The 21,863-nt window shown below is 72.2% G+C and carries 17 protein-coding genes; 11 read left to right on the forward strand and 6 right to left on the reverse strand.

What is annotated here, in order from left to right; all coding sequences use genetic code 11:
* Window positions 1–18 precede the first annotated feature (18 nt).
* The 4 genes from EDF20_RS15680 to EDF20_RS07685 form a co-directional block, all read right to left on the reverse strand.
* Window positions 19–1,947 (reverse strand): thioester domain-containing protein, encoded by a 1,929-nt coding sequence (locus EDF20_RS15680; RefSeq protein WP_166644777.1) that lies wholly within the window; start codon window positions 1,945–1,947, stop codon window positions 19–21.
* Between the two features lie 261 nt (window positions 1,948–2,208).
* Complete coding sequence (locus EDF20_RS07675; protein WP_133738265.1) at window positions 2,209–2,442, reverse strand: hypothetical protein; 234 nt, start codon at window positions 2,440–2,442, stop codon at window positions 2,209–2,211.
* A gap of 48 nt (window positions 2,443–2,490) precedes the next feature.
* Window positions 2,491–2,901, reverse strand: coding sequence for an ester cyclase (locus EDF20_RS07680; protein ID WP_133738266.1), 411 nt, complete (start codon window positions 2,899–2,901; stop codon window positions 2,491–2,493).
* Between the two features lie 104 nt (window positions 2,902–3,005).
* Complete coding sequence (locus tag EDF20_RS07685; protein ID WP_133738267.1) at window positions 3,006–4,721, reverse strand: RecQ family ATP-dependent DNA helicase; 1,716 nt, start codon at window positions 4,719–4,721, stop codon at window positions 3,006–3,008.
* A 316-nt stretch (window positions 4,722–5,037) separates the two neighbouring features.
* Between EDF20_RS07685 and sucC the strand changes: the two genes are divergently transcribed.
* The 7 genes from sucC (at window position 5,038) to EDF20_RS07720 (ending at window position 16,063) form a co-directional block, all read left to right on the forward strand.
* Entirely contained in the window at window positions 5,038–6,201 is a 1,164-nt protein-coding gene (sucC, locus tag EDF20_RS07690; RefSeq protein WP_133738268.1) for an ADP-forming succinate--CoA ligase subunit beta, read from the forward strand.
* 17 nt (window positions 6,202–6,218) lie between these two features.
* Window positions 6,219–7,106, forward strand: a complete 888-nt coding sequence (sucD, locus tag EDF20_RS07695; protein ID WP_123547757.1) for a succinate--CoA ligase subunit alpha — start codon at window positions 6,219–6,221, stop codon at window positions 7,104–7,106.
* 170 nt (window positions 7,107–7,276) lie between these two features.
* On the forward strand, window positions 7,277–9,328 hold the full coding sequence (locus EDF20_RS15880) for a DUF6350 family protein (protein WP_208292605.1): 2,052 nt from the start codon (window positions 7,277–7,279) through the stop codon (window positions 9,326–9,328).
* A gap of 115 nt (window positions 9,329–9,443) precedes the next feature.
* Entirely contained in the window at window positions 9,444–10,037 is a 594-nt protein-coding gene (purN, locus tag EDF20_RS07705) for a phosphoribosylglycinamide formyltransferase (RefSeq protein ID WP_133738269.1), read from the forward strand.
* Window positions 10,034–11,695: a bifunctional phosphoribosylaminoimidazolecarboxamide formyltransferase/IMP cyclohydrolase gene (purH, locus tag EDF20_RS07710; RefSeq protein WP_133738270.1), complete on the forward strand. Its 1,662-nt coding sequence runs from the start codon at window positions 10,034–10,036 to the stop codon at window positions 11,693–11,695. The genes purN and purH overlap by 4 nt, the downstream gene beginning before the upstream one ends.
* Before the next feature lie 571 nt (window positions 11,696–12,266).
* On the forward strand, window positions 12,267–14,099 hold the full coding sequence (locus EDF20_RS07715; RefSeq protein WP_133738271.1) for an ABC transporter ATP-binding protein: 1,833 nt from the start codon (window positions 12,267–12,269) through the stop codon (window positions 14,097–14,099).
* The gene (locus EDF20_RS07720; RefSeq protein ID WP_243833417.1) at window positions 14,096–16,063 is read left to right on the forward strand and encodes an ABC transporter ATP-binding protein; all 1,968 of its coding nucleotides are present in this window, start codon (window positions 14,096–14,098) and stop codon (window positions 16,061–16,063) included. The genes EDF20_RS07715 and EDF20_RS07720 overlap by 4 nt, the downstream gene beginning before the upstream one ends.
* Before the next feature lie 188 nt (window positions 16,064–16,251).
* Here the strand turns inward: EDF20_RS07720 and EDF20_RS07725 are convergent, their stop codons facing one another.
* Together EDF20_RS07725 and EDF20_RS07730 are read right to left on the reverse strand one after the other, a co-directional pair.
* Window positions 16,252–16,644: an MGMT family protein gene (locus EDF20_RS07725; RefSeq protein WP_133738272.1), complete on the reverse strand. Its 393-nt coding sequence runs from the start codon at window positions 16,642–16,644 to the stop codon at window positions 16,252–16,254.
* On the reverse strand, window positions 16,641–17,114 hold the full coding sequence (locus EDF20_RS07730) for a GNAT family N-acetyltransferase (RefSeq protein WP_133738273.1): 474 nt from the start codon (window positions 17,112–17,114) through the stop codon (window positions 16,641–16,643). The genes EDF20_RS07725 and EDF20_RS07730 overlap by 4 nt, the downstream gene beginning before the upstream one ends.
* 90 nt (window positions 17,115–17,204) lie before the next feature.
* Between EDF20_RS07730 and EDF20_RS07735 the strand changes: the two genes are divergently transcribed.
* From EDF20_RS07735 to EDF20_RS07750, 4 genes are all read left to right on the forward strand, one after another.
* Window positions 17,205–18,473 (forward strand): ROK family transcriptional regulator, encoded by a 1,269-nt coding sequence (locus EDF20_RS07735; protein WP_133738274.1) that lies wholly within the window; start codon window positions 17,205–17,207, stop codon window positions 18,471–18,473.
* Between the two features lie 146 nt (window positions 18,474–18,619).
* Entirely contained in the window at window positions 18,620–19,999 is a 1,380-nt protein-coding gene (locus EDF20_RS07740; protein ID WP_243833418.1) for an extracellular solute-binding protein, read from the forward strand.
* 2 nt (window positions 20,000–20,001) lie between these two features.
* Entirely contained in the window at window positions 20,002–20,982 is a 981-nt protein-coding gene (locus tag EDF20_RS07745) for a sugar ABC transporter permease (RefSeq protein ID WP_133738276.1), read from the forward strand.
* 8 nt (window positions 20,983–20,990) lie between these two features.
* Window positions 20,991–21,821 carry a carbohydrate ABC transporter permease gene (locus EDF20_RS07750; RefSeq protein ID WP_199732419.1) on the forward strand — a complete coding sequence of 277 codons (831 nt, stop codon included), beginning with the start codon at window positions 20,991–20,993 and terminating at the stop codon, window positions 21,819–21,821.
* Window positions 21,822–21,863 lie beyond the last annotated feature (42 nt).

A 21,863-nucleotide genomic window follows, 5' to 3' on the forward strand; every position in this document is an offset into this window, starting at 1 on the left:
TCCAGCAGCCCCGCCTGGTCATCGAAGGGCGGTCCCGGTCGTGGTCGGCTGACCGGAGCCAGCCGCGAGCGCGAGGCCCTCGTGGGATCGGAGTCGGCGACGACGCCGGCCGACGTGCGCACCTGCCGCGCCCGCGACGAGGAGCCCTCCGGCGAGCGAGATGCCGAGGGCGAGACCGCCAGCTCCGGACCCCGTGAAGGCGAGTGCGGCCGGCACCACGGGTGCGATCGGCGGTGCCTCGACGCGGAACGACTCGGACGCGTGCACCCGCATGTCGGTGAAGGCCGGGACGACCTGGTGCGAGTCGGGCCCCGGGGCCGTTCCCGGCGACGTGTAGACGAACGCGTACCCGCCGACGTCGCGGGCCACGAGGCACGGTGTCTCCACGTGGCCGGCGCCGGTCAGCGTCGTCGAGACACGTCCGGCCACCAGTCCTGCCGTCTCGAGGTCGCGGACATCACCAAGGTCGGTGTCGACGGCGGGCAGCTCGGCGAACGGGCCGATGAGCAGCGTGTCGACCACCACCTCCTCGACCTCGGGGTTCCACCTGCTCACCTCGAGCGAGTCGCTCACGCAGGTGTCCGGCGCGACGACCGATGCACCGACGACGGCTGTCTCGATGTCCGGTGCCCAGGGCACGACGGTGGTCTCCGAGGCTGTGCCGAACGCGGACCGCCAACCGTGCAGCCGGTCGCGCCCCTCCTCCTCGGCCGTGTCGGCAGGGTCGATCGACTCGACCCACGTGTACCAACCGCCAGCCGGCAGCGCGCACGCTGGGGTCGTGTACGTGCCGGGGCCCTCGACCACGCGGACCTCGACGTCGCAGACCGCAGGTGCGTCCACGGGCCAGTCGGCAGACTCGACGGGCCGTGCGGAGAACGGGCCGAGCAGACGGCTCCGGACGGTCACCGGGATGGGCGCCCAGCCTCCGTCGACCTCGATCCGCCCCCACTCCGACAACAGGCCGTCACCCGGCTCGACCGTGAGGGTCAGCTCATCGGTGACCTCCGTGCCCGCATCGGCGACGGCGTCGCTCGCCACTGTCGAGACACGCGGTCGGAACGGCAGCGGGGACAGCGCCGTGGCGCTCGCCGAGCCCGTCGCGGTGACGCTCGTGCCGCCGGTGAAGAGGATCATCTGAGACCCTGCCGGGCTGCTGCCCACGGTCATCACCCGGCCGTAGGGCAGGTCGTCGAAGCGCGCCTCGGCGCCCACGACGATCTGAGGGAGGTCGCCGACGGCCCGGAACGAGACCGTCTCGCCGTTCTGCACGGAGGAGGCGCTGCTCCCGTCCGCGAAGACGGCGCCTGACAGCATGACCGAGCCAGCGGGCCCGGGCGGGAGCTGTCCTGGGCCGCCCGCCACACGGTCGACCGCGACGTCGGCACGGAGGGTGCCGGTGCCGTCCGGCTGCAGGTCGACCGCCATCGACGCCGAGACCGACGTCGATGCCTCGCGAGCGGCCTCGTCCAGCATCTGCTGCATCTTCTCGAGGACGATCGGCCACCGCTCGTTCGCGCGGCCTGCGTAGTAGCGAGCGCTCCGGCCGGCGAGGCCGGTGATGCTCCACACCGCGAGCTGGCCTGCGGCGGCGGTGTCCTGGTCGTCGGTGCCGGCCCAGGTGCGGGCGATGTAGGCGAGCCGAGCGTGGTCGTCGCTGGAGATGTCGAAGACGTCCGGGCCGGTCGCGGTGTCGTACTCGTTGCCGACCGGTGACGACTTGCCGGCCTCCAGGCAGAAGGCCGTGCGGCCGTCGGCGAGCAGGTACGTGCCGAGGTAGGAGACGCCGTCCCCACGCCAGAGGTACCCGGTGCCGAGGCCTGTCGACGTGACGGCCCTCGCGGGCGAGGCGAGCGCGAGCGGTGCGACGAGCACCGCCAGGAGGAGCAGCAGGAGGGACAGGAGCAGGAGTCGCGGAGCCCGTGGCGGGGCGGTCTGAGGTGTCATGCGACGACGATGACGGGACGGGCCTGCGGGCATGACGCCCGCCTCCTCGTTCTGTGGACGTCAGCGCAGGGACGCTGCTCGGTGGAGGGAGCAGGGGAGGCATCGACGCGGCGTGAGCCGTTGGTCGATGCGAGCTGTGGAGGTGTCGGCGTGTGTCCGTGGCTGGCCGGGCCGCCGCCGCCCGTTCCCGTCGCTGAGCCCGGACATAACGACGCCCGCCGACCGCGATGCGGTGGGCGGGCGTCGCGGCGGTGTGAGGCGCTACTCGGTCTCGTCGAGGTCGACGTCCTGGTCGTCGAGGTCGTTCTCGGCGAGGCTTGGCTCGGCTTCACGCGGCGAACCACCCGTGGGGCCGTCGTTGCCGTCGCCGAGGCCCGGCAGCACGGTCTCGCCGGCGACCGCGTCGTTCGTGACGATCTGCTGGCTCTCCTCGAACTGGGTCTCCTCGTCGTAGGGCTCGTCGCCCGAGGATGCGGGGGTCTGGGTGTCGCTCATGGTGCGTCCTTCCGGTCGGTGGTGCGGTGCTGTTGGTGAGGAAGCGGCTCAGGCCAGGCCGAGCTGCTGCATCAGGCCGGCCTCGTCGGTGGCGCCCCAGCGCTCGACGAGCAGGCCGTCGTCGTCGAAGCGACCGACCTGGATGCCGCGCACCGTGAAGCTCTTGCCCGTGGCCTGGTGGCCCTGGAACGGCCCGGTGTGGGTACCGGTGATGGTGAAGACGGCGGTCACGTTCTCGTCGTCGGCGACGAGCGTCTCGACGCCCAGGTCGGCGTCGGGGAACGCGGTGAAGAAGTCGCTCCAGAACGCCTTGATGCCCTCGACGCCCGCGGGCGCACCCGGAGCCGGGTCGTGGTCGACGACGGCGGCGTGGAAACCCTCGCCGAGCCGGTCGATCTCGCGGGCGGTCAGGATCTCGCCGATCAGCTGCTGGGTGGCGACGTTCTTCTCTTTCGACATCTCGTTCTCCGTGTCTCTCGTGTGTGTCAGGTGGTTCCCGTCTACTCCCGCCCCGTGCCCCGCCCCCTGCGGAGCTTCACAGGGAACGAGCGCCGGGATCGTGCTCAGACGGCCGTGAGCAGGTGGTGCTCCTCGACCGCCTCCAGCGCGAGCACCTTGTAGCCCTCGCCCTCGAAGAACACCGTCATGCGGTCGCCCTCGGTGCTCATCACCGTGCCCTCGCCCCAGGCCGGGTGCGAGACGCGGGTGTCGGGGGCGAAGAGGGGAGCGTGCTCCGGGGCGTCGCCCCGCGCCTCCTCGGCTTCGGTCGGGCGGTCGGGCTCGGCCGCAGCGGCACGGCAGTCGTCGCAGTTGCCGCAGCGCTCGGGCGCCTCCTCGCCGAAGTAGCCGAGCAGGAACCGCCGACGGCAGCCGTGCGACTCGGCGTACGTGCGCATCATCTCGATGCGCGACTTCTCGACCCGCTCGCGTCCCTCGGCGACCTGGCGCGCCTCCTCGGCCGCCTCCTTCGAGGTGAGGTCGTTGGTGGCCTCGTAGCCCTTCGTCGTCTCGGCGATCACGCCCGCCTCGAGCAGCAGGTCGACGAGCCGCGAGACCTGCCGCGGCTTGAGCCCGGTCGCCTCGGTGATCGCCTTGCGCTTCACCGGCCCCGAAGAGGCGCGGATCGCCTCATGCACCCGCCGCAGCTCGGCTCGTGACGGCAGCCCCGCGGCGAAGAACGACCGCATCGACAGGTCTTCCGCCCGGTAGTGCAGGGTCGCGTCGGCCGGCTCGCCGTCACGCCCGGCCCGACCGATCTCCTGGTAGTAGGCGTCGAGCGACTCGGGCACGTCGGCGTGCACGACGAACCGGACGTCGGGCTTGTCGATGCCCATGCCGAAGGCACTCGTCGCGACGATCACGTCGATCTCGCCGGCGTGGAAGCGCTCGTGCAGGGCGCCCCGCTCGGCCGAGCGGAGGCCCGCGTGGTACGCCTCGACGGTGCGGTCGGGGCAGCGCTCTCCGATCTCGTCGGCGTAGCGCTCGCTCTCCTTGCGGGTGGCGACGTAGACGATGCCCGGCGTCGTGAGCTCGGCGACCTGCTCCACGATCGCCCGGCGCTTCTCAGCCTCGTCTTCGTGGCGGTGCACGGCGAGCGACAGGTTCGGGCGGTCGAAGCCACGGCTGATCACGAGCGGGTCGCGCAGCCGCAGCCGCGCGATCACCTCGTCGCGCACCGGGCCGGAGCCGGTCGCCGTCAGCGCGAGCACCGGCGGTCGGCCCAGCCGCTCGACGATCTCGCCCAGGTGCAGGTAGTCGGGCCGGAAGTCGTGGCCCCACGACGACACGCAGTGCGCCTCGTCGACGACCAGCAGGGACACGCCCGCGCGCGCCAGCCGCTCGACCGTCTCGTCGCGGGCCAGCTGCTCGGGGGCCAGGAACACGTAGGTGACCTCGCCGGCGTCGACGCGCCGCCAGCTCTCGTCGTTCTCGTCGTCGGTGTGGCCCGAGTTGACGTCGACGGCGGGCGGGGCGTCGGGGTGCCCGACGAGCCCGGCGACCTGGTCGGCCTGCAGGGCGATCAGCGGCGAGACGACGACGGTCGGGCCGTCGAGCAGCGCGCCCGCGACCTGGTAGATCGCGCTCTTGCCGAAGCCCGTGGGCATGATGCCGAACGTGTCGCGCCCCGCGAGCAGGGACTCGACCGCCTCGACCTGGGCGGGCTTGAGGTCGTCCCACTCGAAGAGGCGGGCGGCGACGTCGGCGATGCGGTCGCGGTCGGTGCTGTGGGCAGTGCGGGTGCTGGTGCGGGTGCTGCGGGCGGTGCGGGTGGTGGTCATGCGGCGTCCTCGTGGTGCGTCCCGGCACCGGAGCGCGCCGAGACGGTCCATACGATGCCGGGGGCCACCGACACGCGCGCCGTCCACAGGGGATCGGCAGAGACGCCTCCCCATCCGTACCCCAGGGCCGGGAGGGTACGCCTCCGCGCCTCCTCAGGTCCGTGCCCGAGAGGGGCCCGGAGGCCAGGCGCTAGGCTGGCCCAGGCCTGTTCGTCCCGACGTCGAGACAGACGCGAGGTGGGCGACGAGGCCGGTGCCGACTCGGTCGGCAGCCCCTCCAGAGCACTGGCGCAGCGATGCGGATTGGAAGAACAGCGTGGATCTTTTCGAGTACCAGGCCAGGGACTTGTTCGAGTCCTACGGCGTGCCCGTCCTGCCGGGAGTCGTCGCCGACACCCCGCAGGAGGCGCGGGCCGCAGCCGAGCAGATGGGCGGCGTGACCGTCGTCAAGGCCCAGGTCAAGGTCGGTGGCCGAGGCAAGGCCGGTGGCGTCAAGGTGGCGAAGACCCCGGACGACGCGGAGGCTGCGGCCGAGGCGATCCTCGGGCTCGACATCAAGGGCCACGTCGTCAAGCGCGTCATGGTCGCGGGTGGAGCGCAGATCGCCCAGGAGTTCTACTTCTCGGTGCTGCTCGACCGGGCGAACCGCTCGTACCTCTCGCTCTGCAGCGTCGAGGGCGGCATGGAGATCGAGCAGCTCGCCGTCGAGAAGCCCGAGGCCCTCGCCCGCGTCGAGGTCGATCCCCTCGCGGGCATCGACCTCGCGAAGGCCGAGGAGATCGCTCGGGCCGGCGGGTTCCCCGACGAGCTCGTCTCGAAGGTCGCCCCCGTGCTCGTCAAGCTGTACGAGGTGTACGCCGGCGAGGACGCGACGCTCGTCGAGGTCAACCCGCTCGTGCTGACCGAGCAGGGCGACATCGTCGCCCTCGACGGCAAGGTCACGATCGACGAGAACGCCGACTTCCGCCACCCCGGCCACGCCGACCTCGAGGACGCCGACGCGGCGGACCCGCTCGAGGCCAAGGCGAAGGCGTCGGGCCTCAACTACGTGAAGCTCGACGGCGAGGTCGGCATCATCGGCAACGGCGCGGGGCTCGTCATGTCGACCCTCGACGTGGTCGCCTACGCCGGCGAGGCACACGGCGGGGTCAAGCCCGCGAACTTCCTCGACATCGGCGGCGGAGCGAGCGCCGAGGTCATGGCCGCCGGCCTCGACGTCATCCTCGGCGACGAGCAGGTCAAGAGCGTCTTCGTGAACGTCTTCGGCGGCATCACGGCATGCGACGCCGTGGCGAACGGCATCGTCTCGGCCCTGGGCATCCTCGGCGACGCGGCCACCAAGCCGCTCGTCGTGCGCCTCGACGGCAACGCCGTCGACGAGGGCCGACGGATCCTGGCGGAGGCGGCGCACCCGCTGGTCACCGTCGTCGCGACCATGGACGAGGCTGCCGACAAGGCCGCCGAACTGGCTTCGAAGTAAAGGGACAGAGCACAACCATGTCGATCTTCCTCAACAAGGACAGCAAGGTCATCGTTCAGGGCATCACCGGCGGCGAGGGCACCAAGCACACGGCGCTGATGCTGAAGGCGGGCACCCAGGTCGTCGGCGGCGTGAACGCCCGCAAGGCCGGCACCACCGTCACCCACGGCGACGTCACCCTTCCCGTCTTCGGCACGGTCGCCGAGGCGATCACCGAGACCGGCGCCGACGTCTCGATCGTCTTCGTGCCGCCGGCGTTCGCGAAGGACGCCGTCGTCGAGGCCGTCGAGGCGGGCATCCCGCTCGTCGTCGTCATCACCGAGGGCATCCCCGCGCAGGACGCGGCGGAGTTCTGGGCGCTCGCGAAGTCGAAGGGCGGCGCCACCCGCATCATCGGCCCGAACTGCCCCGGCATCATCACGCCGGGCGAGTCGCTCGTCGGCATCACGCCGGCGAACATCACCGGCGCCGGCCCGATCGGCCTCGTCTCGAAGTCGGGCACCCTGACCTACCAGATGATGTTCGAGCTGCGCGACCTCGGCTTCTCGACCGCCATCGGCATCGGCGGCGACCCGGTCATCGGCACGACGCACATCGACGCCCTCGAGGCGTTCGAGGCCGACCCCGACACCAAGGCGATCGTGATGATCGGCGAGATCGGCGGCGACGCCGAAGAACGAGCCGCCGACTACATCAAGGCGCACGTGACGAAGCCGGTCGTCGGCTACGTCGCCGGCTTCACCGCTCCCGAGGGCAAGACGATGGGCCACGCCGGCGCCATCGTCTCCGGCTCGGCGGGCACGGCCCAGGCCAAGAAGGAGGCGCTCGAGGCCGCCGGGGTCAAGGTCGGCAAGACGCCGAGCGAGACCGCGGCCCTGCTGCGCGAGGTGTACGCGGCCCTCTGAGGTCGTCGCGCGGTGCCGTGACCGGCACCGCGCCTCCTGGGCGGGCGTGTTCGTCCGGCCCGGTCCGTCACGACGGACCGCGGTCGACGCACACGCCCGCCTTCGTGCGTCCCCGGCTGCTCGGCACGGCACGTCGGCCGCCCAGCGGCCCGGCGGTACAGTCGTGCCCGATGAACCGCCCTGTCACCGCCGTCTTCGCCGCGCTCGAGGCCCTGCTCGTCGTCGGCATCGGCGTCGGGCTGCCCGTCGTCGTCCTCAGCCTCCTCTGGGCGTTCCAGTACGGCCTCCAGATCGACTGGATCGTCTTCTGGCGCGCCGCCGTCGACATCTGGCTCGTCGGGCACGGCGTCGACCTCGACCTGCAGCTGGGAGCGGCGACGGCCGCGGCCTCCGGCGTCCCGGGGGCCGAGGCCCCCTTCGCCGTGACGATCGCCGCGCTCGGCTTCTCGGTCCTGACCGTGCTGCTCGGGGTGCGCGCCGGTCGTGCCGTCGCCGAGACGGCGCACCGTGTCGTCGGGGTCGTCAGCACGGTCGGGGTCTTCGCCCTGCTGAGCCTGCTGGTCACCGCCACGGCCCAGCATCCCCTGGCCTCGCCCGTCCTGTGGCAGGGGATCGTCCTGCCGACGCTCGTCTACGCCGTGCCCGTCGTGGTGATGGCCGAGGTCACGCGCCGACGTCGCGGCGAGCCGGCCGACCCCGTCACGGGCGCGCTGTTCTCGGTCGTCGCCCGTGCGCCACGCACCGCTCGCGTCGTCGCCGCCGCAGGGCTCCGCATCGGCACGGCGAGCGCGGCCGGCGTGCTCGCCGTCTCCGGCGTCGTCGTCGGCGTGCTGATGCTCACGAACTACGGCGAGCTGATCACCCTCTACGAAGGCGCGCACGCCGGGCTGCTGGGCGGCATCGCCCTGACCCTCGGCCAGCTCGCCCTGCTGCCCGACCTGGTCGTCTGGGCCGCCTCCTGGTTCGTCGGCCCCGGCTTCGCGCTCGGCACCGGCTCGGGCGTCTCGCCGCTCGGCACCTCGGTGGGGCCGATGCCCGCCGTGCCCTTCCTCGGGGCGCTGCCGACCGCCTCCTCGTCGTTCGCCTTCGTCGGGCTGCTCGTGCCGGTCGTCGCCGCGTTCGTCGTGACGACCCTGCTGCGCCCGCGGATCGAGCGGCTGCTCGCCGAGTCCGGATCGGCCGACGTGCTGCGTCGCGTGCTCGTCGGGGTCGCCGGCGGAGTCGTCGCCGGGGTGCTGCTCGGCCTGCTCGCCTGGTCGGCCTCCGGAGCCGCGGGGCCCGGCCGGCTCGCCCACGTCGGGCCCGATCCCCTGCTCGTCGGCGCGTTCGGGGCCCTCGAGGTCGCCGTGCCCTCCGTGCTGGCGATGGTCGTGTCGCTTCGGAGCTTCCTCGGGCACGACGACGACTCGGCGGCTGCTCCCGCAGGAGGCGCGCGTCCGGCCGACGACGTCGAGACCGGCCCGCAGCCGGTGCTGTCGGGCACGTCCCCGTGGTCGCGGTCGTCGACGGGTGCTACGGCCACGATCTCCGGCCTCGCGCCGGAGCGCGCGTCCGGCCACTCGCCTGAGCGCACGGCCGACGACCGGACCGGCGCTGGCGGAGGCGGAGGCGCCGCCGCCCGCCTCGGATCCGACCACGACGAGACGACCGATCTCGGCGCGGAGCCTCTCGTGCCCTCGTCCGGCGCCGGGGCCGACGGCGCCGAGGCCGACGGCGACGCGGGCGACGAGACCGACCGCGCGGCCGGCCGGCGACGCCGACTGGGGGAGCGGCTGCGTCGGTTCCGTCCGCATCGCCGCACCGACGGCACGGACAGCGGGGACCGCACGGACAGCGGGGACCGCGCGGACAGCAAGGACAGCGGTGACCACGCGGCCGGCGGGGACGGATCGGCTCACACGCACGACGGAGCCGCTGCTCGGTCGGACGCCCGGACGCCTCCGGCCACCGAGGCCGACACGGGCGAGACCGCCGTCGTCGAGACGGGGCTGCGCGCGCCCGGCGACCGCGTCCACGACCCCCGCGAGGTGCACGTCGACGCGGCGCGCGCCGCGCGTGCCGCACGCGACCGGGATCGCGACCACGCCCGCGACCGCGAGGAGCACGACGACGAGCGCGACGGCCCCGCCCCGTGGTGGCGCAGGCTCGGAGCGACCGCCGACCGGCCGGCCCCGGGGCCCGACGACGACGAGACCGAGCCGGTCCGCGGTCTCGACCGCTGACCCGCTCCTCCTCGGGCCTAGAGGGTCCAGAGGATCCGGAGGGCCCAGAGGACCCAGAGGACCCGGAAGCCGCCGAAGCCCCGGGGGCCCCCGCCTCGGCCACTAGGCTTGCCGGGTGCTGAAGCTCGTGGTGCTCATCTCCGGTGGCGGCTCGAACCTGCGTGCCCTGCTCGAGGCCGCGCACCACGACAGCTACCCCGCCCGCGTCGTCGCCGTCGGTGCCGACCGCGAGGCCGACGGCCTCGAGCACGCCGAGCACTTCGGGGTGCCGACGTTCACCGTGCCGTTCTCGAGCTTCGACGACCGGGCGTCGTGGGGCGACGAGCTGCTCGCGCAGATCCGCCAGTGGCAGCCCGACCTCGTCGTGCTGAGCGGCTTCATGCGGCTGCTGCCCGTCGGGGTCGTCGACGCGCTCAGCCCGCACCTGATCAACACCCACCCGGCGTACCTGCCCGAGTTCCCGGGCGCGCACGGCGTGCGGGACGCGATCGCGGCCGGCGTCGACCAGACCGGCGCGAGCGTCATCGTCGTCGACGCCGGCGTCGACAGCGGCCCGATCCTGGCGCAGCGCCGCATCCCCGTGCTGCCGGGCGACGACGAGTCGTCGCTCCACGACCGCATCAAGATCGTCGAGCGCGAGCTGCTGGTGCAGACCGTGCGCGAGATCGCCGACGGAACGACCGACCTCGAGGAGACGAGACCCGCATGAGCGGCCACCAGATCGACCCCAGCCTCTACCGCGACCGGGACGCCGTCCCCGTGCGTCGTGCGCTCATCAGCGTGAGCGACAAGACCGGACTCCTCGACCTGGCCGAGGCGCTCGCCACGGCGGGTGTCGAGATCGTGTCGACGGGCTCGACCGCGTCGACCATCCGCGACGCAGGACACGACGTCACCGACGTGAGCGCCGTCACCGGGTTCCCCGAGTCGCTCGACGGACGGGTCAAGACGCTGCACCCCGGCATCCACGCGGGAGTGCTCGCCGACCTGCGCCTCGAGTCGCACGAGCAGCAGCTCGCCGAGCTCGACATCGCGCCGTTCCAGCTCGTCGTCGTCAACCTCTACCCGTTCGTCGAGACGGTCGCGTCGGGTGCCGAGGCGCCGGCCGTGATCGAGAACATCGACATCGGCGGGCCTGCCCTCGTGCGCGCCGCCGCCAAGAACCACGCGAACGTGGCCATCGCCGTGTCGCCCGCCAGCTACGGGCAGATCGTCAAGTCGCTCACGCTCGGCGGCACCACCCTGGCCCAGCGGCAGCGCCTGGCCGGTGAGGCCTTCGCGCACACCGCCGCCTACGACACGGCCGTCGCCGCCTGGTTCGCCGAGAACGTCGGGGCGCGGGCCGAGCACGAGGCCGGTGCCGACGCGGCGACCACAGCCGAGGAGGCGCGGGCCGGGTCGGCAGCGTTCGACGCCCCCCAGCACGTCGTCCTCGAGGGCACGCGGCAGGCCACGCTCCGCTACGGCGAGAACTCGCACCAGCAGGCGGCGCTGTACGCGTCGCCCGAGGGCGCCGGCATCGCCCAGGCAGAGCAGCTGCACGGCAAGGAGATGTCGTACAACAACTACGTCGACGCCGACGCCGCCCTGCGCGCCGCCTACGACTTTGCCGAGCCGGCCGTGGCGATCATCAAGCACGCCAACCCCTGCGGCATCGCCGTCGCCTCGGCGGACGCCGTCGACGCGATCGCCGACGCGCACCGTCGCGCCCACGCCTGCGACCCCGTGTCGGCCTACGGCGGCGTCATCGCCGCGAACCGCCCGGTGACCCTCGCCATGGCCGAGACGGTGAAGGACATCTTCACCGAGGTCGTCATCGCCCCCGCCTTCGAGCCCGAGGCGCTGGCGCTGCTGCAGACGAAGAAGAACATCCGGCTGCTCGTGCTGCCGGCCGACTTCGCCCGCCCGACCGTCGAGGCGCGGCAGATCTCGGGCGGCCTGCTCGTGCAGCAGGTCGACTCGTTCGACGCCTTCTCCTCGCAGGGCTGGACGCTGGCCGCGGGCGACGAGGTCGATGCCGCCACGCGCGCCGACCTCGAGTTCGCCTGGCGGGCCTGCCGCTCGGTGAAGTCGAACGCGATCCTGCTGGCCGACGCCGGCGCCTCCGTGGGCGTGGGCATGGGCCAGGTCAACCGGGTCGACTCGTGCCAGCTGGCCGTGACGAGGGCGGGGGAGCGAGCCCGCGGCTCGGTCGCCGCCTCCGACGCGTTCTTCCCGTTCGCCGACGGCCTGCAGGTGCTGCTCGACGCGGGCGTGCGCGCGGTCGTCCAGCCCGGCGGGTCGATCCGCGACGACGAGGTCGTCGCGGCGGCCGCCGCCGCGGGCGTCACGATGTACTTCACCGGCGAGCGGCACTTCTTCCACTGAGCCGTCGAGTCGTCGTCGACGGACGCCCCGGCCCATGCGGCCGGGGCGTCCGTCGTCCGCCGTCAGCCGGCCGTGGTGGCACGCACGTGCCGCTCCCTCCGCCCGCTCCGCCCGCGCGCGGCCACGGCCGCCAGGCCACGGCCGCCAGGACACCTGTCGCGCATCTTCTCCTCGCTCGCCCTTGCGGGGGAGGTGTCAGCACACATATCCTGAAAAGCTGCTCACAGCCGGTCGCTCGCGACTGACATGACGGACGAACGACGACCTGCACAGGAGGACACGATGAACTCGACGCTGACCACGGTGGCCTCGGCCCCCGCCGGTGACCTCGTGCCTGCCTCCCGCACCTCCGTCGCCGCCCGCCGGGCCGCCCGGACCCTCGTCGGCTAGGCCGACCGGGACGCACGCCGGGCTCGCCGCCAGCACCGCATCTCCTCCACCCGAGCGCCTCGTGCGCTCCACATCAGGGTCGCCGCCGTGCCCTCCCCAGGGCACCGGGCCGCGACTCCCTCCCCAGCCGGTCGTCGCCGTGACGGCACCGACCCTCCAGATCACGACACTTGGATCAGCCATGTCCCCGAAGTCCCCTCCGCCCCCGTCCGCGCCGCCGCGTCGCCCGTCGACGTTCCGTGCGCTGATGCGGCTCCACCCCTACGCGAAGCCGGCCATCCCGCGCATCGTGCTCGGCGCCGTCGCCGCGCTCGCCGCCGCCGTCGTCGCCCTGCTCATCCCCGCCGTGCTCCAGCTGCTGGTCGACGGTCCGCTGTCGAGCGGCGACCGTGCCCAGGTGTGGCCCGCCTTCGCCGTCGTCCTCGGGCTCGGCATCGTCGAGGCCGTCATGATCGGCCTCCGTCGACGGCTCGTCCTCACGCCCAGCACCCATGTCGAGGCGTCGATGCGCAACTCGCTCTACGCGAAGCTGCAAGACCTGCCGGTGGCGTTCCACGACCGGTGGCAGAGCGGCCAGCTGCTCAGCCGGTCGGTCAGCGACCTCTCGCTGATCCGGCGCTGGCTCGCCTTCGGCGTCGTGCTGCTCGTCGTCAACGTGCTGACGATCGTCGTCGGCTTCGCGGTGCTCTTCTTCTACAGCTGGGCGCTCGCGATCCTCTTCATGGTCGCGTCGATGCCCGTGTTCTTCGTCAGCTTCGCGTTCGAGAAGCGCTACTCGATCGTCGCGCGGCGCAGCCAGGACCAGGTCGGCGACCTCGCGACCAGCGTCGAGCAGAGCGTGCACGGCATCCGGGTGCTCAAGGCCTTCGGCCGCGGCAAGCACTCGCTCGACGAGTTCGCCAAGCAGGCCGACGACCTGCGCGGCACCGAGATCGAGAAGGCCCAGGCGATCAGCCGCCTGTGGCTGTGGCTGCTGCTCGTGCCCGACGTCGCCTTCGCCCTCTGCCTGCTCGGCGGCATCTGGCTGGCCGCCGACGGTCAGCTGACCGTCGGGCAGCTGTTCGCGTTCTTCGCGACGGCCACCGTGCTGCGCTGGCCCGTCGAGTCGATCGGGTTCTTGCTCTCGATGACGTTCGACACCCGCACGGCCGCCGACCGGTTCTTCGAGGTGCTCGACAGCGAGAACGCGATCACCGATCCTGCCGAGCCGGCCACCATCGAGGCGCCGGAGGGGCGGCTCGAGTTCGCCGACGCGCACTTCCGCTACCAGGACAGCCCGGCCCAGTACCCGGACCTCGTCAACGGTGTCGACCTCGTCGTCGAGCCGGGCGAGACCATGGCCCTCGTGGGGCTCACCGGCTCGGGCAAGACGACGCTGCTCGCGCTCGTCTCGCGGCTCTACGACGTCACGGGCGGCAGCGTCCGGATCGACGGCGTCGACGTGCGTGACCTGTCCCGGCAAGAGCTGCGCCGCCTGGTCGGCATGGCGTTCGAGGACGCGACGCTGTTCAGCGCCTCCGTCCGCGACAACGTGCTGCTGGGCCGTCCCGACCTCGCCGACGACCCCGCCGAGGCCGACCGCGTCATGCGCGAGGCCCTCGAGATCGCCCAGGCCGACTTCGTCGACCGCCTGCCCGACGGCGTCGACACCCGTGTCGGCGAAGAGGGGCTGAGCCTGTCGGGCGGGCAGCGCCAGCGGCTCGCCCTGGCGCGCGCCGTCGCGGCGCGCCCCGCGATCCTCGTGCTCGACGACCCGCTGTCGGCGCTCGACGTCGACACCGAGGCCCGGGTCGAGGCCGGCCTCCGCCGGGTGCTCGCGTCGACGACCTCGTTGATCGTCGCGCACCGTCCGTCGACGGTGACCCTCGCCGACCGCGTCGCCCTGCTCGAGAACGGCAGGGTCACCGCGGTCGGCACCCACTCCGACCTGCTCGCCACGAACGAGCACTACCGCTGGGTGATCTCGTCCCTCGACGACGACACCACGCCCGCCCGAGAGGAGGTGCTGGCATGACCGAGCAGACGACGAACGACCAGGCCACGCGCCGCACCGATGACGCGCCCGACGGCGCGGTCCGTGACGATCGCATGGTCGACGGCACCGGGGGCGGCCCCGCCCACGAGGCCCTCGACGGCCGCACCCCGGCCGAGAAGCGGGCCGAGCAGGGCTCGACGACCCAGGGCGTCCGCGGCGAGGAGCGCGACGACTTCACCAAGGCCGAGAGCAAGCGGCTCCGTCGACGGTCGCTGCGCCTCCTCGGCTCGCTGATCCGTCCGCTGCGCTGGCGGCTGGCGCTGATGGCGGTCGTCGTCATCGTCAGCACCGCCTCCCAGGTGGCCGGCCCCGCCCTGATCGCGTTCGGGATCGACACCGCCCTGCCGGCGCTGATGGACCGACAGGACTGGGCGCCGGCGATCCTCGTGGTCGTCGTGTACCTCGTGACGGGCGTGCTCGGCGCGGTGCTGATGGCGCAGTACACGGTGCTGTCGGCGCGGATCAGCCAGGCGATCCTGTTCGACCTGCGCAAGCGCCTGTTCCTGCACACGCAGCGGCTCAGCCTCGAGTTCCACGAGACGTACACGTCGGGGCGCATCATCTCGCGCCAGACGAGCGACCTCGACTCGATCCGCGAGCTGCTCGACTCGGGCATCAACCAGCTCGTCTCGGGCCTGCTCTACATGGGGTTCACCGCGATCGCGCTCGTCAGCCTCGACGCGCCGAGCGGGCTCGTGCTCGCCGTCGCGCTCATCCCGCTGATCGCGCTGACGCGGTGGTTCCAGGTGCGCTCGCAGAAGCTGTTCCGCGCCACGCGCGTCGCCAGCGCCCGGGTGATCGTGCACTTCGTCGAGACGATGACGGGCATGCGGGCGGTGCAGGCGTTCCGCAAGGAGGCGCGCAACGAGAAGGAGTACGCGGGCTACGTCGAGGAGTACCGCCAGGCCAACTCGAAGGTGTTCACGCTCTTCGGCACGTTCGACCCGGGCCTGGTGCTGATCGGCAACGCCACCCTCGCGGCGGTCGTGCTCTTCGGCGGGTTCCGCGTGATCGACGGCTCGCTCGAGATCGGCGCCCTGCTCGCGGCGGCGCTGTACGCGAAGCGCTTCTTCGACCCCGCAGAAGAGATGGCCATGTTCTACAACGGCTACCAGTCGGCCTCGGCGGCGCTCGAGAAGATCTCGGGCGTCCTCGAGGAGGAGCCGAGCGTGCCCGACCCCGAGTCGCCCGTCGACCTGCGGCACGCGAAGGGCGCCGTCGTCTTCGACGACGTCGAGTTCGCGTACTCGGCCGACACGGTCGTGCTGCCCGAGTTCGACCTCGACGTGCCCGCAGGGCAGACCATCGCGCTCGTCGGCTCGACCGGCGCGGGCAAGTCGACGCTGGCCAAGCTCATGTCGCGGTTCTACGACCCGACCCGCGGCCGCGTCACGCTCGACGGCGTCGACCTGCGCGACCTGCACCCGAAGGACCTGCGGCGGGCCATCGTCATGGTCACGCAGGAGGCGTACCTGTTCTCGGGCTCGGTGGCGGACAACATCTCGCTCGGCAAGCCGGACGCGACGCGAGACGAGATCGAGCGCGCCGCCCGCGCAGTCGGCGCCCACGAGTTCATCGTGGCGCTGCCCGACGGGTACGACACCGACGTGAACAAGCGCGGCGGGAGGGTCTCGGCCGGGCAGCGCCAGCTGCTGTCGTTCGCGCGGGCGTTCATCGCCGACCCGGCGGTGCTCATCCTGGACGAGGCGACCGCGTCGCTCGACATCCCGTCCGAGCGCATGGTGCAGGAGGCCCTGCAGACCCTGCTCGCCGACCGCACCGCCGTGATCATCGCGCACCGGCTGTCGACGGTGGCGATCGCCGACCGGGTGCTCGTCATGGAGCACGGTCGCGTCGTGGAGGACGGCACGCCCGCCGACCTCATCGCCGGCACCGGGCGGTTCGCACAGCTGCACGCGGCCTGGCGCGACTCGCTCGTGTAGGCGTCGCCCTCCTCCTCGTTCAGGAAGATCTGTCCTGCGTTGCGCAGCGGGGGGAGTCGTTCTCCTGAACGGTGCACGGTTCAGGAGGCGGCCCGCCCGTTCTCCTGAGTCGTGCGCGGCGGGCGTCAGCCGTGCCAGGTCGTGCGCTACGCATGCTCCGATCGAAGCGCCTGGCAGTCTCGAGCGCGTCAGTCGAACGGGTCGACCGGCTCGTCCGACAGGCTGACGTCGGGCCACCAGGAGGCGCGCTCGAGGTCGACCCGGACCGTGCCGGTCCGCGACCACCGCAGCGGCGTCCCCTCGGTGCGCCAGTGCTCGAGCGCACGCTGGCCGTGGCCCTCGGGTGCGTGCCCGGACGCCTTCACGATCCGCCACCACGGCAGGTCCGAGCCCGCGTGCGCCATCACTTTGCCGACGCCGCGCGACGAGCGGGAGCCGACGGCCGCCGCCACCGAGCCGTACGACATGGCCCGCCCCTCCGGCACGGACTCGACGACCGAGACGACGCGCGAGACGAAGTCGTCGCCTGACGGGGCGTCGTCAGTCGGGGCGTCGTCGGGCGCAGCCGCCCCCGCGGTCACTCGCCCTGCGGCGTCGGGCTGATGGTGAGCGCCGCGAGGTGCTCGCCGTACGGCGTCTCGCCGACGACCTCGAAGCCGATGTGGGCGAAGAAGCGCTCCGGGCCGTCGTCGCCCGGCTCGTAGATGACGGTGAGCGTGTCGAAGCCGCGGCTGCGCGCCTCGCCTGCGAGGGCGTGGATCGCGAAGCGCCCGACGCCCCGGCCCTGGTGCTCGGCCGAGACGTTGACCCGCCAGATGCAGCTGCGCAGGGACTCGTCGTCGGCGTCCGCGTCGAAGTTGCCCATGATGAAGCCGACGACCTCGTCGCCGTCGAGCACCACGCGCGGCCAGGCCGTCGTCGGGTTCACGTACGCCTCGGCGATCGAGTGCGAGACCGGGGCCACGTACTGTTCCTGGCCCGGCTTCAGCGTCAGGTTGTTGGCCGCCACGACGGTGGCGGCGGACAGGGTCTCGAGGCGCAGGTCCGTCATGGCCTCAGGGTAACGGGGCACCCCCGCCCGGCACCACCGTCGCGGGTGGGAGGATCGGGGCATGCAGACCGACCGAGGCCCGGCGAAGCCGTGAGGCGCGGCACCAACCTCCCGGCCGTCGGCGGCTACAACCGCTCGGTCGTGCTCGACGCGGTGCGGCGTGAGGCGGCCGGGCTCAGCCGGACGGAGATCGCCGAGCGCACCGGCCTCAGCCCGCAGGCGGTGACGAACGTGTCGCGACGGCTGCTGGACGCCGGCCTGATCCGCGAGAGCGGCACCGTCATCAGCGGTCCGGGCAAGCCGCGCACCATGCTGCAGCTCGAGCCGGGAGGCAGCTTCGCGCTCGGGGTCCACGTCGACCCCGCGGTCGTGACCTACGTGCTGCTCGACCTGCACGGCACCGTGGTGGCGCACACGCAGACCCCCACCCCGTCCGCGTCGCGGCCCGACGAGGTCGTGGGGCTGATCGCCCGGACGGTGGACGGGCTCGTGGCGGGCTCCGGCGTGGACCGCGCGCGCCTCCTCGGGATCGGCATCGCGGCGCCGGGGCCGATCGACGTCGAGGAAGGAGTCGTCCTCGACCCGCCGATGCTGCCGCGCTGGCGGCACGTGCCCCTGCGCCGGGCGATCGCCGAGGCGACGGGGCTGCCCGTGCTGCTCGAGAAGGACGTCGCCGCGGCTGCCGTCGCCGAGCTCTGGTTCAGCGACGGCGCCTCCCGGCGGGACTTCGCCTTCGTCTACTACGGCACGGGCTTCGGCACCGGGCTCGTCATCGGCCGCGACGTCGTGCGGGGGTCGAGCTCGAACGCGGGCGACTCCGGACACGTGACCGTCGCCTCCTCGGGTCGCCGCTGCACCTGCGGCCGGATCGGCTGCGTGGGCGAGCTGATCACCCCCCACGCGCTCGTCCGCCAGGCGGTCGAGGCCGGCGTGCTCACGGCGGACGACCTGCTGGTCGACGTGCTCGACGCGGCCCGCTCGGAGGGCGACCCCGACGACCTGCACCGGATCGAGGAGGCTCTGGTCGCGTTGGCGGGCAAGGCCGCGGACGGCGACGAGGGGGCCCTCGAGATCCTGCACGAGGCTGCGCGGCACCTCGCCCGGGCAGTCGTGGTCGTGCTCAACCTGCTCGACCTCGCCGAGGTCGTCTTCGGCGGACCGTTCTGGCACGTCGTCGCCCCCTGGGTGCTCCAGGTGCTGCCGGAGGCCGTGCGGTCGTCGGCAGCGCTCATCGCCAAGCACCCGATCGCCCTCGAGCAGTCGGCCATCGGCACGGACGTCGCGGCGGTGGGCGCCGCCTGCCTCGTGCTCGACCACGCCTTCTCGCCCAGGCCGTCGGCGCTGCTCATCTCCGCCTAGGGGCGGGCGCCGGGCGCGGCGGACCGGGGCCCTCGGTCGAGTGTCACAGCTCGGTCACGAAGTCTTGACAAGCAATAACTCCATACGGTGTAGTAACTCCACGGACCGGCGACGACGCCGGTCGAGCGATGGAGCAAGGGAGCACCATGACTCGCACGACGAACACCCGACGACGTCGCGTGCTGGCGGTCGCCGCCGCAGCGACGACCACCGTCCTGCTGGCAGCCGGCTGCGCCGGGGGCAGCGGCGGAGGCGACGAGGACACGCTCAAGGTGGCGTACCAGAAGTTCGGCACCTTCACCCAGATGGACGACCACATGAAGGCCGTCGCCGCAGAGTTCGAGGCGGCTAACCCGGACATGACCGTCGAGCTCGTCCCCATCGCCGGCCAGAACGACGACTACTTCACCAAGCTCGCCCTGATGAACCGCTCCCCCTCTACCGCCCCCGACGTGCAGTACGAGGACACGGCCAAGCTGAAGAGCGACGCCGCGGCCGGGTTCCTGCTGCCCCTGGACGAGTACACCGAGGCCTGGGACGACTGGGACATGTTCTACGTCAACGCCAAGGAGGCGGGGGTCGGCGAGGACGGCAAGCTCTACGGAGTCCCGATGGGCACCGACACGCGGGCGCTCTGGTACAACAAGGAGCTCTTCGCCGCTGCAGGCCTGCCCGTGCCGTGGGAGCCCGCCACCTGGGACGACGTCCTCGACGCGGCCGCGACGCTGAAGGAGGCCTCCCCGGACGTCGTGCCCTTCAACATCTACTCCGGCAAGCCGCAGGGCGAGGGCGCCACGATGCAGGGCTTCGAGATGCTGCTCTACGGCACCGAGGGCGGCACCCTCTTCGACGACGACGAGGGCAAGTGGGTCACCCGGTCGCAGGGCTTCGTCGACTCCCTCGGCTTCATCGAGGACGTCTACCAGGGCGGGGTCGGCCCGACCCCCGAGCAGGCGCTCGACACCAACATCGCCACGATCGTCGGCGGCGAGTGGCTCCCGCAGTCGAAGGTCGGCATCGCCCTCGACGGGTCGTGGCTGAGCGGTACCTGGCTCGAGACGGGCACGAACCCGTGGCCGGAGTGGAGCGAGGTGCTCGGCCAGGCGCCCATGCCCACCCAGGACGGGCAGGCCCCGGGCGCGGTCAGCATGTCGGGCGGCTGGACCCTCGCGGTCGGCGCGAACAGCGCGAACCCCGACAAGGCGTTCGAGTTCATCGAGCAGTCGCTGAGCAAGGAGGGCTCGCAGTCCTACGACATCGCCGCGAGCCAGATCGCCGTGCGGAGCGACGTCGCCGAGGACCCGGAGTACGTCGCCGCCAACCCCTCGTTCGAGTTCTTCTCGTCGATCGTCCCCGTGACGCACTTCCGCCCGGCCACCACCGACTACAACCGCATCTCGAGCGAGATCACCATCGCGATGGAGGCGGTGATGACCGGCCAGCAGAGCCCCGAGGAGGCGGCGGCCGCGTACGACGAGGCCCTGGTCGGCATCGTCGGCGAGGACGCCACGGTCGAGGCCGACTGACGATGGCGACCCTCGCTCCTGCCCCGGTCGGTCGCGACGGCGACCGACCGGGCGGCCCCGGTGCGCGCCCGGGAGGTGAGCCGTCCGGTCGCCGGGCGGGCGCCTCCCGGGCCCGTGCCCTCCGCACCGCCGGACGCACCGTCCCGCTGGTGCCCGCGATCGTGCTGCTCGCGATCTTCCTGCTCGGCCCCGTCATCTCGTCGTTCTACGGGTCGTTCACCAACGCCTCCCTGACCGGCTACGCCGCCGGCGGCTCGGAGTTCGTCGGCTTCGCGAACTACCGCGAGCTATTCGCCGACCCCGACTTCCTCAAGTCGGTGCTGCTCACGCTCGCGTTCGTGTTCTTCTCCGCCGTGGTCGGGCAGAACGTCGTCGGGCTCGGCGTCGCCCTCCTGATGCGCTCGGCGAACAAGGGCGTCCGCGCGGTGGTCGGCACCTTCGTCATCGCCGCGTGGGTGCTGCCGGAGATCGTCGCCGCGTTCGTCGCGTACGCGTTCTTCAACGACGGCGGCACGCTCAACACGATCCTCGCCGGCCTCGGCGTCACCGGGGCGAACTGGCTCTACACGTTCCCGCTGATCTCGGTCATCATCGCCAACATCTGGCGCGGCGCCGCCTTCTCGATGCTCGTCTACTCGGCGGCCATCCAGGAGGTGCCGCCCGAGATCACGGAGGCGGCTGAGATGGACGGCGCCGGCGGTCTCAAGCGCCTGGTCTACATCACGCTGCCGGCGATCCGTCGCAGCATCTCGACGAACCTCATGCTCACGACCCTGCAGACGCTCTCGGTCTTCACCCTGATCTTCGTCATGACCGGCGGGGGCCCGGGCACCGACAGCTCGACGCTGCCGATCCTCGCTTACCAGGAGGCCTTCCGCTTCTCGCAGCTCGGGTTCGGCACCGCGATCGCGACCATCATGCTGCTCGTCGGGGCGGTCTTCTCGATCATCTACATCAGGGCGCTCAAGCCGGAGGTGGACTGACCGTGGCCATGACCTCGCCCAGCGGCCGTCGGCTCGCGCTGGTCTCGAACCTCGTCCTGGTCGTCGTGGGGCTCTGCTTCGCGGTGCCGCTCGTCTGGCTCGTGCTCGCCTCGGTCGACACGGACGCGTCCCTCTCGGCAGCCGTGCCCGACGAGTTCACGCTCGACAACTTCAGGCAGGTGCTCACGCCCGAGATCTCGTTCATCCCGCTCGCGAACAGCCTCGTGCTGTCCGGGGGTTGTGCGCTGATCACCGTCGTCGTGGCGATCCTCGCCGCGTACCCGTTGTCGCGCTACCGGATGCGGATCAACAAGCCGTTCCTCTACGGCATCCTCTTCGGGACGTGCCTGCCGATCACCGCCATGATGGTGCCGGTCTACAGCCTGTTCGTCTCGCTCGACCTGATCGACTCGATCGGCGGCACCGTGTTCTTCCTCGCGGCCTCCAGCCTGCCCATGGCGATCTGGATGTCGAAGAACTTCATGGACTCGGTGCCCGTCTCGCTCGAGGAGGCAGCCTGGACGGACGGCGCGTCGATGTTCTCGACGCTGACGCGCGTCGTCGTGCCGCTCATGCGGCCCGGCATCGCGGTCGTGTTCATCTTCGTGTTCATCCAGGCGTGGGGGAACTTCTTCGTTCCCTTCATCCTGCTGCTGAGCCCCGACAAGCAGCCCGCCGCCGTCAGCATCTTCAACTTCTTCGGACAGTACGGCTCGGTCGCCTACGGCCAGCTCGCGGCGTTCTCGATCGTGTACTCGGTGCCGGTCATCGCCCTCTACGTGCTGGTGTCGCGCACCCTCGGCGGGTCGAACGCCCTCGCCGGCGGGGTCAAGGGGTGATGTCGCTCCTCCACGACCGCGCCTGACCTGCCCTCGTCCCAC

Origin of the sequence: Frigoribacterium sp. PhB116, assembly GCF_004364285.1 — a bacterium.
In the GTDB taxonomy this organism is placed as follows: domain Bacteria; phylum Actinomycetota; class Actinomycetes; order Actinomycetales; family Microbacteriaceae; genus Frigoribacterium.